The organism is Roseibium sp. MMSF_3412, assembly GCF_030733265.1.
In the GTDB taxonomy this organism is placed as follows: Bacteria; Pseudomonadota; Alphaproteobacteria; order Rhizobiales; family Stappiaceae; genus Roseibium.
The window spans coordinates 238,478-251,435 of sequence record NZ_JASHJI010000004.1; the positions used below are offsets into that span (position 1 = coordinate 238,478).

Here is a 12,958-nt window from a genome sequence, read left to right on the forward strand (position 1 = left end):
CTTGGATTTCGCGTGGCTTACTGATCCGCGTATTGAAAAAGCGCCTGAAGCGACCGGTCCCCGATTTTGCCGTCAATTTTACCCTGATAGGTTCCGGCCGCTTTCAGCCGGCGTTGAACCGCCTTGTTGAAAGAAAGCGGGTAGTCTGCCGACCTGGTCAGAAACCAGTATTCCGCCTCTATCCTGCCACCGGACCTGAGCGCCTTCATGAGCCAATCGACGGCGATCTCTTTCTGCTCGCTCTTGAAAGTGCCGTTCAGGTATTGAAGGGCCAGTTCCCGCATCGCGATCACGTCGTCTGCCGCTGCGGCCTGTTCAAGCAACTGCCGGGCCCGCTCGGTGTCTTTGTCTCCACCGCGCCCTTCAAGATACATCCATGCGAGATTGGTTGCCGCGATACCGGAATCGTCCGAATTCAGCGCGCGCAGGTACCAGAAACGGGCCTTGTCATCATTCCGGTCAACGCCTTCGCCCCTGTCATAGGCCCCGGCGACGTAAAACGCCGCCTCCGGATTTCCGGCCTCGGCCGCCTTTTGAAACCACTGGAAGGCCTTGATCTCATCATAGTCGACGAGATTTCCTTCGGTATACAAATGTGCAAGGTGGTTCATGGCTTCGGCATTGCCCCGGCTGGCGGACTTGTTGAGTAACCGCAGCGATTCTTCCGGCTGCCATTCAACGCCCTTGCCGAGTTCATAGGCAACGGCCAGCTCGATCATGGCATTCGTGTTGTTGAGTTCCGCGGATTGCCTGTATTGGCGTGCAGCCTCGGGTTCATTGCCGGCGCGATCGAGAACCTTGCCGTAGAGCAATCGGAGCAAGGCAGAGTTTGGAAAAAGCGCCACCGCGTCATAGCAGGCCTGCTCCGCGCCATCGGGCACACCAAGCCCCAGGTCAGTGTCTTCAACGATCAGGCACGCTTTGACCGATGACGACCTTGACTGGAGGGCCTTGGCATCCTGGTTGTCTGAAACGGAGGGATGCCTGTGACCAAGGGTCCTGTTCAGGAGTTCCAGAGCAGCTTTCGCGAACTGGCCGTTCGGATAGCGTTCCAGGTAGAGGCGGACTTCGTCCGGATTGTCGCCGTATCTGACGGCTTCCCAAAGGGCTTGTTCGCTCGACGCAAGTTCCACCGGGCCCCGATCGGCCGGCCTGAAGGTGAAATCCACGACCAAAGACGAGTTTTCCCAGGGGATTTGCGCGCCTTCGGTGGTTTCAATCACATCTGTCCTGACCCGCCTCAGCATGCGAGCAACATCCAGATTGGGTGTGGAGATATGGTTCAGTAGCGCCTTGGTGAAAGGGCTGTTTCCGTCCGTCCCGTCAAGCGCGACATTTCCGGGCTCCGTCGCATAGGCGATCAAGGTTCCAGGTCCGGAATCAACCCGGGCGAGGCCTTGTCCGACCTCAACCGATCTCGTGCCCATCGAGCGGGCGAGACCTGCCGTGAACGGGTTGTTGCGGCAGGCGTCGAGCAGAATGATCCTGGTTTTTGCCGAACCTTCCATCTGTTTCAAAAGCGACTTGACGGCGATCAGTTCAACATTGATGTCGCTCTCTTCCTGGAGATTGGCATCCGCCGGCACCAGATAGTTTTCGCCGGCCACCTGAATACCGTGTCCGGCATAGAAGAACAGCGCAACATCAGCCCCTTCAAGAGACCTGGAAAATGTCCGGATCGCTTCCTGAAATCCGGAACGCTGCAGGTTTTCCTCCAGATGAACTTCAAAATCGAGATTTCGCAGGGCTTCGCCCAGTTTCCGGGCGTCATTGACCGGATTTTCCAGCGCTCCCGCCCAGGTATACGCCCCGTTCCCGACGATCAGAGCAACACGCTTTTCGGCATGCGCGGAAATTGTGAAAAGCAGGAATATGAAAAAAAAGCACAGGGATCGTAACGCGTTGCCGCTCCTGAAAAACACTCGACCACTCCTTCGGAAAGGCTTCGTTGATAATTTCTACAAACAAGTGCGCTGGCGAAATCAAGTTCTCGAGCGCTGCTGCCACAGCAAGCCGGAGGGCCAGCGTTACGATTTAAGCTTCTTTACTTTAGGGAAGCAAGATTGCGGCTGGTCCCGCTGATCGGACAGGACCGGTGTGCGGGCCTCCGTTCCCGGCGCGCTCACTCCGTCCGGGCAGCACCGGCATAAGACCGGCTCAGTCTGCGCCGCGTTTTTTCAGACAAATCGAAGACAAGAAGCAGCATACCCGCGGCGATGCCAGTCAGGTGCGCTCCAACATGAGGTGGCCACTCAAGACCGCTGGAAAAGACAGAGCCAAACAAAGCCTCATATCCGGTCTTTGCGGCCAGGAGAAAGAGGCCTAAAAGCCATAGCCGGCTGCGTGTTTCGCGCCACATCGCAATCATCGTGACCACGAAGAGGGCATTCAGGATTGCCGACAGGCCGCAATAGAACTGCGTCTTGGGATCCCCAAAAAACAGGGCGCAAGAAATCAGGCCCGCGGAAAAAACGAAGCATCCCCAGAACAGCCTGCACGCACCACCGTGCGGAGACGTCTCATAGAGCAACCCAAGCGCGATCAGGGCCCCGGCATTCATGACCAGATGCTGGTGGTCGAGGTGAGCGAAGTGGCCCGTCGCCAAACGCCAGAATTCTCCGTTTGCTATGAGCTCCCGATCATAGATGAAGGCCTCGGGTTGTCCGCCGAACACGGCGAAGAGCACCAGGCTTGCCGCAGCCAGGGCGACGGAAACCCATGGCAGCCGTGAGCCGCCATGGGTGAAAGAGGGAAGAATGCCGGTCATCATGCAGCCCGGCGGCGCATCTTGAGACCGAAGGTCAACGCAGACAGTGCCAGCAACAGCCCCAGGATACCCAGCGATCCGGAGCCACCGCCACCCGAATGGCTTGGCTGGTTCCCCTTGAACATCGGCTTGTTCGTGTCCACGCGGGTCGATTTTACCGGTTTCGCCTTCCGTTGCTGCCGGGCAGCCTGTTCAGTGGCAAGACGCTTTTTGTTGGTCTGGTCAATCGCAAGTTCTTCAAACCGCGCCTCCTCGACGATCAGCATCGAGGTGTAGGGCGACAGAATACCGTATTCCTTGGATGTATCGACAATGGACGTCTTGAGGTCCGGGCTCGGGCCAAGAAGAGCGATCGTTTGCATGTCATGTTCGATTTGCGCATAGCCCCACATGCGTTCGATTTCGGGGTTGCGGTCAGCTGTTTCGGGAAAGGTGAAACTGGTTTCGTAGCTGACAGGCGCGCCTGAGATTTCGCCGGTCAGCCTGAGCGAAGCCTCGCCATTTCCCCAATAGTGGCCAAAGAGAACCAGTTGCTCACCGCGATAGAGCGACGGATTGTTGCGCCGCCTGATATCGTTGATGCGCAGGGAACCTTCCTTGTTCGTCAGATCCAGTTTCAGGCCGTGGAGCGCTTCGTGCGTGACCTTAGAAGTTGCCTGCAGCAGGGTGCCGACAATGTCGTCAGAATTTGAAACCCTGACAGCGAAGCCGCCTGAAGCATCTGTCATCGGTTGAAGCAAGGGCGCATTGGCACTGTTGCCCATGATCGCGGTGAACAGGCGGACATCTTTTTGCTGCGTCAGTTCCAGAAATTTCCTGGTTTCCGTGGTGCCTACATTTGCAACACCATCAGTCACCAGAACGATGGCGCTTGTCCGGTCGGAATCCAGGGCATCGAGACCTTCCTTGAGCCCGGCATAAAGGTTGGTGCTGCCACCCGATTGCACGCCGCGGATACGATCCAGCACCTGTTTCACCTTTTCGGGGGATGCGGGGGTAAAGCCGTTTGTCAGCTCATCTGTTCCGTCGTTGAAAAAGATGATCCGGAAGCGGTCTTCGGGCCTGAGCTTGCCGAGCGCCTTCGCGACGCCTTCACTCAGCGTTGCGATCTTGCCCCCCATGGACCCGGACCGGTCCAGAACAAAAACCCAGTCGCGCCCTTCGGTAATGGGCTGCAGATCCATGCCGGGCGTCAAGGTCAACATGAAGGTCCCGCGTCCGGAGGGGTCCGCCCTGTAAGGCACCAGATCAACGCGCGCCGGCTGATCCTGCGCTTGCCGCCAATAAACGACGATGTCCTGATCCAGCGTCACCGGGGTCCGAAGTGCCGATGCCGGGTTTTCGCCGATGCCGGCGTCCTCGATGGCGGACACGCCTTGCGAACCCGGATCCGCAACCGGCGCCAGATCATCGGCCAATTCGGAATTGCTCATGTGAACACGCCAGCTGCCATCCTGCTCCTGAGCAATTCGAGCGCCCGGATGCCTGGGCAGGCGAACGGCATCGACCGGATAGTCGGTCCTCAGGTGCAAATCAAAACTGAACGTTCCCGTGACGGTTTGCTTGGCAGTCCAGAAGGCGAGCTTTTCTTCGTCAACGCCACCGTCCTCGAGCGGATAGAGGTACCGCCCAATTCCCGTGTCGAGTTTTGCAGGTTGGATATAAGTGAACCGGATATCAACATTGTCGTTGCCGCGCACAGGCCAGACACTGATGTCAAAGGTCTTGTAGTCATCCTGCTCCGCAACGCCCGTGTTCCGGCCTGCCTGTTTCTCGCTTTGATAGATCTGGCGCGCCTTTTCCTTCTCGACGACCTCGGCCGTTACCGGCTGTCCGTCAATCCAGTAGGTAAACTCGGACACAGCCGCCTTGTGCGGGACCGGAAACGAATAGGTCGCTTCCTTGTCGCTCGCATGCGGGTTGCTGAAGGTTTGGTTGACCGTGGTCATCACGTATCCGTCTTCCACCACCACGCTCACCTTGTGCGTGAGAAGATCCAGCGACTGCGATTGATCAGATGGGGTGAGAAGGCCAACAGCATTTGCCGGCGTTACAGCCGAAACGCTCAGGCAGAGCCCTGCAGCAAATGCCGATGCGGCACACCAGTCTCTTGAGATCCGAACCATTTTGAATGCTCCCGTTCGTGAGGACTAGAAGTGAAAAACTGATAATTGATCAGTGCTCATTTAAATAAATTGATCGCCGATCAATTTCAAGATAAAATATGAACAGTGTTCATTTTTTGCTGTTTTCCGGAGAAGTGCATGGCCCGGCGGTCCGATCACACGCGGGAGGAATTGTGGCGACTTGCTATCGACGCATCAAAGAAAATTGTTGAAATTGAGGGGCTTAGAGGCCTTCGCGCTCGGCAGATCGCACGAGACATCGGCTACACGATTGGAACCTTGTACAATCTGTTTGACGATCTCGATGACCTCATCATGCATATGAATGGGGAAACCCTGGATCAGCTCATGGAGGAATGTTCAAAGGTCGAACTCACGCAAGACCCGAATATGGACCTTGAGCGACTGGTGCATTGCTACCTGAACTTCACGCATGAGAACGCAAAACTCTGGAACGCTGTTTTTGAGCATAAACTGCCCGAGGGCCGGCCCGTACCAGACTGGTTTTCGGACAAGGTTTCCAGGCTTCTCCACCTGATCGAGTGCGCGCTTGCGCCCATTTTGACAGGGCGAAGCGATGCTGAAATTCACCAGCATGCGCGCATTTTGTGGATGAGCCTTTTCGGCATGACGGTCCTTGAGGGTTCAGGCCGGCTGCAGGAAGGTGAAACGTCGTTGACGCTGGCAAGGACGTTGATCAAGACCTATGTCCACGGCTTGCAAAGAGAACCGTAAGCGATGTGAGCGATCGCTTCACACCTGTTGTTTGAATTCGGTGCATCCTGAAACAGAACGCGGATCCATCGGAAAGGAATGCAGCCGGCACCCGCTGAGCCAACTTCCGCCCGGTTGCGGTTCAGATGCAGACGGTGAGCCCGTCAGGACGGCTTGCACCAATCGGCAATCGCCGGTTTTCTTATGCCATTTCCAGAACGTCTTGTCTTAAAGCCGTTGGCCTTCAACTCCGAACAGATGTGACTTTTCCAGATCGACCGCGATATTGACGGCCTCCCCGGCCCTGAGCGGATAATGCCCGTGCTGGCGAACCAGAACCGGCCCGACACCGGGCACGTTTGCGTGGATGTTGGTATCCGACCCCAGATGTTCCACAAGTTCGGCAACGCCTTTCATGTGGGCGGCGTCTTCCGCGACAACATCAAGATGTTCCGGACGCACGCCGAGCTCATGTGCCCGGCGCCGTTCCTGTTCGGACCCGACCTTCAGCAGGGTTCCGTCCTTAAGCTTTACGCCGTTCTCCGCCTGATCGATGCCAAGAATATTCATTGTCGGCGAGCCGATGAATTGCGCCACGAACTTGTTGGACGGCCGCTCGTAGAGATCAAGCGGTGTTCCCACCTGCTGGATGTCGCCGGCATTCAGGACAACGATCCGGTCCGCCAGCGTCAGGGCTTCAACCTGGTCGTGGGTGACGTAGATCATGGTCGCGTTCAGCCGCTGGTGGAGACGCGCGATTTCAAGGCGCATTTCCACGCGCAAGGCCGCGTCGAGGTTGGACAGTGGCTCATCGAACAGGAACGCGCTCGGGTCGCGGACAATCGCCCGTCCCATCGCCACCCTCTGACGCTGGCCACCCGACAGGGCCCGGGGAAGACGTTCGGTCAGGGAAGACAGGCCGAGTGTTCTCGCGGCATCGGCGATCTTCCGGCTGCGTTCCTCTTTCTGCGCCTTGCGGATCTCAAGCGAAAAGCCCATGTTGCGCGCGACATCCATATGCGGATAAAGCGCATAGGACTGAAACACCATTGCCATGTCCCGGTCGCGCGGGGGCACCTCGTTCATGCGACGGCCGTCGACCTGAAACTCCCCGCCGGTGATCGGTTCAAGCCCTGCAATCATGCGCAGAAGTGTCGACTTGCCGCAGCCGGACGGTCCGACCAGGACAATGAATTCTCCGTCCTCGATCGTCAGGTTGACGTCCCTCAGGACCTCGACCGAACCGTAGGATTTGGCGATATTGTTCAACTCGATGCGTGCCACATCGTCCTCCCTGGGGTGTCAGCCCTTCACGGCTCCGGTTGTCAGGCCCTGGACCAGGTACCGCTGGATAAAGATGAAGAAGAGACAGGACGGCACCAGCGCGAGCACGCCCGCAGCCATCATCTGCCCCCAGTCCACGGAGAACTTGGACACGAAGGTCAAGAGCCCCACGGGGAATGTCATTGCGTCGTTGGAGTTGATCAGCATCAGTGCGAACAGGAGTTCGCTCCAGGCCGCTGTAAAGATGAAGCCGAGCGTTGCCCCCAGTCCCGGCAGCGTCAGCGGCAGCACGATCTTGCGCAAGGCCTCGAAACGCGTGCAGCCGTCGATCATGCCCGCCTCTTCAAGATCCTTCGGGATGCCGTCAAAGAAGGACTGCATCAGGAAGGTTGCAAACGGGATGTTGAAGGCGGTGTAGACGATGATGAGGCTCGTCAGCGAATTGAGCAGGCCGAGCGTTGCGACGATCTTGTAGATCGGTGCGATGATCATCAGCAGGGGAAACATCTGCGTGATCAGCATGAGCGCGATGATCAGCCGCTTGCCGCGGAAGTCGAACCTGGAAAAGGCGTAGCCCGCGGCAGCCGCGATCATCGTGGTGATCGCGGCGGTCCCGAGCGACACGATCAGGCTGTTGCGGAAATAGGCGACAAAGTCCGTTTGCAACAGGACCGTCTGAAAGTTTTCAAACGTGAACCTGCTCGGAACGAGTGCCGTGCCTTCGCTGAATATCAGCTTGTCGGGGGTGACCGCGATCTTGGCGAGCCAGTAGAGCGGAAACAGGGCAAAGGCAACGTAAAGCGCCAGGGCAAGGTACTTTCCGGCGACCGCCCACGGCGATGTCTGACGCAGAGCATTCATGGCGGCCCTCAGATCTTGACGAGCTTGCGGCGGAGGACGAGCAGGACGGCCGCGTAGATCAACAGCAGGCCAAGCAGCGCAACCGCAATCGCGGAGGCATAACCGAAATCGAGTTTCCTGAACGCGGTCGTGAAGATGTAGGTGGACAGGATCTGCGTCGAGTTGGCGGGCCCGCCGCCCGTCATGACGAAGATCAGATCCGCGAAATTCGCAATCCAGATCGTGCGCAGCATCACGGTGATGGCAATCATCGGCGCAAGAAACGGCAGTGTGATCTTGGTGAACATCTGCCAGGCCGATGCCCCGTCAATCTCCGCGGCTTCATAAAGTTCACCGGGGATTGACTGCAGGGCCGCCAGGAGCGTGATCGCGAAAAACGGAATGCCGAACCAGACATTTGCGGTGATCGGCCCCCACATCGCCAGATTTGGATCACCGAGAATGTTGAACGGTTCGGACAGGATGCCGAGCGCGGCCAGCCAATGCGGCAGGGGCCCGATCGTCGGATTGAACAGCCATGCCCAGGTCAGCGCGGACAGGAATGTCGGCACGGCCCAGGGCAGGAACACCAGCGCCTGGACAAGCCGCTTGCCATGGAAACGGGTGTTCAGCAGAAGCGCCAGCCCGAGCCCCAGGAAAAACTGGAAGGTGATCGAACCGAGCGTCCACCAGAATGTGTTTGTCAGGGCCAGCCAGAATTTCCTGTCGCTCCAAAGCGCCTGGAAATTCTCAAAGCCGACCCAGCCGGTCTGAAACGGACGCAGCAGGTTGACCGCCTGAAAGGCATAGGAAATGCCGATGACCAGTGGAACCAGCATCACCAGGGCAATCACGATGACGGCCGGCGACAGGTAGAGGTAGGGCTCCACCATGTAACGGAGGTAAAAGGAACCGCGCGCCCGGTTGTCCCCGGGCGCGTTGTCAGCCTGAGCTGTCATTGAGCTGCTTTCCAACGGCCGTATTCATCGGTCAGGAATTCAGCCCATTGATCGGCGACTTCCTGCGCACTGATCTGGCCAAGCAGAGCTTCCTGGCTGGTTTCCAGTGCGATGGAATCCGCGAAATAGCCGAACTGTTCCAGATAGGTCGGCATGACGGTCGGAATGTACTGCTCGCCATTGAGCGTCTCGAACCAGCCGGCGAACTGCTCCGTCTTGAAGTGCGGGTCCTGTTCCGCGCCTTCGTGGATCGGAATGACACCGACGCGCTTTGCCCAGGTCTTGTTGGCTTCCGGATTGGAAAGATGCGCGATCAGTTTCCAGGAAAGATCCTCGTCCTTCGTGGTGTCGAACATCGCCCATCCGGCAAACCCGATGGTCGGGAACGCCTTGCCGCCCGGACCGACCGGCATGGGAACGACCGCAAAGTCTTCCGCGTCCATGCGTTCGGCCACGGCAATCAGCGCGTCGGGATCCTGATCAAGGAACGCACAGGTGCCGGAATAGAACCCTGCCACGATCTCGTTGAAACCCCAGCTCACCGCATCCTTGGGAGCATAGCCGTTCTGGTAAAGATCGATCAGGAACTGGATGCCTTCGACCGACCCCGGCTGGTTCAGAGTGCTCTTGCCTTCTTCGTCGAAGAAGGTGTTGTCGCCGTTCATGGTCGCCGCCATCATGATCCAGCCGTTCAGACCACCCGGACCGCCGCGCAGGCAATAGCCGTATTTGCCGTCGAGTTCGGAGACCGCCCTGGACGCCGCCATGAATTCTTCCATGGTCTTCGGCGGTCCTTCGACACCCGCTTCCTCAAGCAGCTTCTTGTTGTAGAACAGAGCGCGCAGATAGAAGCCATACGGGATCATCCGTACGGTCTTGCCGTCGGTCTGCCTGCCCATGTCGATGGTCTTCTGGGTCAGCGTGTTGCCGTGCTCCCAACCGGCAATCTTGTCGTTCAGATTGACCAGCCTGTCCTTGTAGATGCCCGCCCAGCGATCCGGCATTTCAACGACGTCGGGAATGTCGCCGCCGGCAACCATGGTCGCGAATTTCTCGAACGCCTGGCCCCAGGGCAGTGACACGATTTCCACTTCCGTGCCGGGATTTGCCGCTTCGAATTCGTCCACCAGTCCCTGCAGGACCTGCGTACGTTCCGGGCTGGTGATCACTTCCACCAGCTTCAATGTTTCAGCATGAGCTGACGTTGCCGCCAGAACAGCTAACGCACTGAGTGCGCTCAACAGCTTTTTCATCTCTCCACCTCTTTTGAGTTCAGTTGTTAGGCACGCCTTATTTTTCTTTGGCGCTTAGACTGAGAGCCGCATCAAAGTCAGCCCAAAGGTCGATGGGATCTTCGAGGCCGAGACTCAGCCGGACGATCCGGCCCGAAACCCCGAAGCGTTGCAGGGAGTTCTCTTCCCCGGATTGGTTGAGTGCGATTTGCGTCGGCAGGACCAGGCTTTCAAACCCGCCCCAGCTGACGCCGAGCCGGAACAGCTTCAAAGCATCCGCGAAATCCGGAATGCTGACGCTGTCATCAAGCTCGACGGAGAGCAGCCCGGACCTTCCGGTCAGCCCCGGCACCGTGTTGGGGCCCGGAGACCGAACCTTTTTGACGAGTCGATGTCCGGAGAGGTTGTCAACGAACCGGTCCGCCGCCGACTGATGCTGCCGCATGCGCGCGCCGAGTGTCCGCAGTCCCCGGGTCAGCAGAAAGGCCTCGAAGGGTGCGAGTTTGCCGCCGAGAAGGGAGAGAGACAGATCACGGATCTTTCCGATCAGTTCGCCACTTGAAATGACGACACCTGCGACCGTATCGGAGTGCCCCGAGAGATATTTCGACGCCGAATGAAGAACGATATCGACGCCCAGCGTCAGCGGACGCTGAAAGACCGGGGTCGCCCAGGAATTGTCGATCACCGTGAGCGTCCCGTGCCGTCTGGCGTGGGCAGCAACCCGTGGAAGATCCATTGCCTCAAAGACAACCGTGTTCGGACTTTCAAGATAGGCGAGCCTGACCCCGTCAAGCAGATCCGGATCATTCTCGAAATCCGCGACCGGATGATAGGTGATCTCCACCCCGAAAGGTCTCAGCAGGCGCTCGAAGAACCTGTAGGCGTCCGGATAGACATGCTCGACGCAGGCGATGCGGTCACCCGGCCTGACCAGCGCCAGCACGGTGGAGGAAATTGCCGCCATCCCGGATGCAAAACCGACCGCCGCCTCGCCTTCCTCCGCGGCGGCAATCATGCCCTCGAAGGCCGCGACCGTCGGGTTCTGAACCCGGCTGTACAGGGGATCATCGGAGCGTCCGGCCATCCGGTCTTCGAATGCCTTGTAGCTGTCGAACGCGAACAGGGACGTCTGCACGATCGGCGGGACAACCGCTCCTCCCGCCCCTTCGGCAACGCTCGCAAGCAGGGTTTCGATCGAATAGTCGCCGGGGCGCCGTTCAGTCATTGCATGCCTCGGCGATTTGCAGGGTTTCGGCACACACCATGTCGATGATGCGTTCCGTGAACTCGACCGCCCGGTCCTCGTCGCCGGCAATGACGGCATCGGCCAGCGGCCTGTGCAGCGGGATTGAATCCTGACCCAGATGCGGCTTGCCGAAGGGCGTTTCGTATATGTCGTGAAAGCACTTCAGGATCTGGTCGATAATCTGTTCGAAGAGCGGGTTTCCGGTCGCTGCATGGATCGCCTTGTGAAAGCGATGGTCGGCGGGGCGCCAGTCTTCTCCGGCCTCATAAACGGCAATCAGTTCGGCGGCGCGCGCATTGATCACCCGGCGCTGGTCCGTCGTCGCGAGCCGCGTCGCCAGGCGAACGGCCTCGATCTCGAGCGGGCGGCGAACCTGCTGCATCCGGATCAGGCTTTCGGCTTCATGCTTGATCGTCAACGCCACCCGCAGGGTGTTGCGGGACATTTCGCCAATCAGCCTGGTTCCTGCGCCCTTGTTCCGGCTGACGACACCCATGCTCTCCCAGGTTTTCAGCGTTTCGCGGATGGTCGATCTGCCGAAGCCCAGCCGGCGCACCAGTTCCAGTTCCGGAGGCAGCCGGTCGCCGACCTGAAGGCCCTCGTCCTCGATCAGCTTGATGAGCGCGTGGGGCACGTCCCGGGGCTCTTCAGCGGACTGGTCTTCGGAAGCGCGTTTTTTGACCGGAGTTTTTTCCACCATGGACCGATGTCGACCTTTCCCTTGTCTGACCGAACCATATCACTTTGTCTGACATTGTAAACATTATGTCTGACAAAGTTTCAATCTGGAAGGGAGACGCGTTCTGACGCACCAGGCTTTCAGGATACGGAACGCTTGAGGAAGCACGGCAAAGGAGTGACGCCGTTTCGCGGCCCGGCGTGCAACCTTGTGCGTAGGCACAAGACAGGGTTGAACCCCTGTCCGGTCATGCTCGGCAGGCAGTGGCCGCGGCACCTACGGCCTGGCCATCTGTTTGCGATCAGGTGAGATTGCCTTCGGGAAGATTCCCCCTTAGGCGGGCTTTTGCTTCCGTGGCTTTCGGCGCGATCAGGCCGCGTTCATAGGCGATTGCGACGATGTGGGTCTTGTTGGTCGCATTCAGCTTCCGGGAAATGGAGGCAAAATAACCTGCAATCGTCGTTTCGGAGACGCCCAGGACCAATCCGCATTCGAGATTGGTCTTGCCGACAGCCGCCAGTTCGACGCACTCGATCTCGCGGGGCGTCAGGTCTTTGGTTTTCCAGTTCGCCGCCAGAAGCAGATGAAGGTGGCCGAAGGCATAGTGGCACAGGAGATGAAGCATCGCCGTTTCCCCGCTTGTCGGCAGAGGCCGCTCGCCCATGAAGGCAATGGCGCCTTTCCGGCCGACATTGTCGTAGCATGGCAGGAAGACGCCGCGCGGCACCTTGTGCTTCACGAAAAGCTCCCTGATGAACTCCGTTTGCTCTTCAGGCCGTTGCAACGGCAGGTGTTCAACGTCGTACTCAACCGGCTTCCGGTCCTTGCGCAAAGCCGCCATGACCGGGCTGTTTTCCAGCAATCTGTGCCGGTCATACTCTGCAACGAGGTCGGCGGATACGTTGGTTGCAACGAAGGCGGACCGGATCAGGCGATCCTGCTCGTCCGGCAGAAACACCACACCATAGTTGGTAAAGTCCAGGGCGGTTGCCGTTTCCTTCAGCAGGGAGAAGAGCTCATGCGGCGTTTCCAGACGGGTCACCCTCTCGTAGCAAGAGACGATAAACTCCGAGTGTTTGCACAAATTTTCCGGCATGCCAGCCCCGGT

11 protein-coding genes are annotated in these 12,958 nt (G+C 58.5%); 1 reads left to right on the forward strand and 10 read right to left on the reverse strand.

Features of this window, described 5'->3' with window-relative positions; genetic code table 11:
• Positions 1-17 precede the first annotated feature (17 nt).
• From RBB49_RS09985 to RBB49_RS09995, 3 genes are all read right to left on the reverse strand, one after another.
• Entirely contained in the window at positions 18-1,922 is a 1,905-nt protein-coding gene (locus RBB49_RS09985) for a caspase family protein (protein WP_306142602.1), read from the reverse strand.
• A gap of 200 nt (positions 1,923-2,122) precedes the next feature.
• A complete protein-coding gene (rrtA, locus tag RBB49_RS09990) occupies positions 2,123-2,767 on the reverse strand; it encodes a rhombosortase (protein WP_306142603.1) in 645 nt (214 codons plus the stop codon).
• Entirely contained in the window at positions 2,767-4,893 is a 2,127-nt protein-coding gene (locus RBB49_RS09995; RefSeq protein WP_306142604.1) for a VIT and VWA domain-containing protein, read from the reverse strand. The genes rrtA and RBB49_RS09995 overlap by 1 nt, the downstream gene beginning before the upstream one ends.
• Positions 4,894-5,031: 138 nt before the next feature.
• Between RBB49_RS09995 and RBB49_RS10000 the strand changes: the two genes are divergently transcribed.
• Complete coding sequence (locus RBB49_RS10000) at positions 5,032-5,628, forward strand: TetR/AcrR family transcriptional regulator (protein WP_306142605.1); 597 nt, start codon at positions 5,032-5,034, stop codon at positions 5,626-5,628.
• Positions 5,629-5,835: 207 nt separating this feature from the next.
• On the opposite strand, the gene RBB49_RS10005 is transcribed toward RBB49_RS10000, so the two are convergent.
• The 7 genes from RBB49_RS10005 to RBB49_RS10035 all read right to left on the reverse strand — a co-directional run bounded on the left by RBB49_RS10005 (position 5,836) and on the right by RBB49_RS10035 (position 12,946).
• The gene (locus RBB49_RS10005) at positions 5,836-6,891 is read right to left on the reverse strand and encodes an ABC transporter ATP-binding protein (RefSeq protein ID WP_306142606.1); all 1,056 of its coding nucleotides are present in this window, start codon (positions 6,889-6,891) and stop codon (positions 5,836-5,838) included.
• A gap of 18 nt (positions 6,892-6,909) precedes the next feature.
• Positions 6,910-7,752 (reverse strand): carbohydrate ABC transporter permease, encoded by an 843-nt coding sequence (locus RBB49_RS10010; protein ID WP_306142607.1) that lies wholly within the window; start codon positions 7,750-7,752, stop codon positions 6,910-6,912.
• 8 nt (positions 7,753-7,760) lie between these two features.
• Positions 7,761-8,624, reverse strand: coding sequence for a carbohydrate ABC transporter permease (locus RBB49_RS10015; RefSeq protein ID WP_306142778.1), 864 nt, complete (start codon positions 8,622-8,624; stop codon positions 7,761-7,763).
• 62 nt (positions 8,625-8,686) lie between these two features.
• The gene (locus RBB49_RS10020) at positions 8,687-9,943 is read right to left on the reverse strand and encodes a sugar ABC transporter substrate-binding protein (RefSeq protein WP_306142608.1); all 1,257 of its coding nucleotides are present in this window, start codon (positions 9,941-9,943) and stop codon (positions 8,687-8,689) included.
• A gap of 37 nt (positions 9,944-9,980) precedes the next feature.
• Positions 9,981-11,150, reverse strand: a complete 1,170-nt coding sequence (locus RBB49_RS10025) for an aminotransferase class I/II-fold pyridoxal phosphate-dependent enzyme (protein WP_306142609.1) — start codon at positions 11,148-11,150, stop codon at positions 9,981-9,983.
• Complete coding sequence (locus tag RBB49_RS10030; protein WP_306142610.1) at positions 11,143-11,871, reverse strand: FadR/GntR family transcriptional regulator; 729 nt, start codon at positions 11,869-11,871, stop codon at positions 11,143-11,145. The genes RBB49_RS10025 and RBB49_RS10030 overlap by 8 nt, the downstream gene beginning before the upstream one ends.
• Positions 11,872-12,151: 280 nt before the next feature.
• Complete coding sequence (locus tag RBB49_RS10035) at positions 12,152-12,946, reverse strand: LuxR family transcriptional regulator (protein ID WP_306142611.1); 795 nt, start codon at positions 12,944-12,946, stop codon at positions 12,152-12,154.
• Between the last annotated feature and the right edge of the window lie 12 nt (positions 12,947-12,958).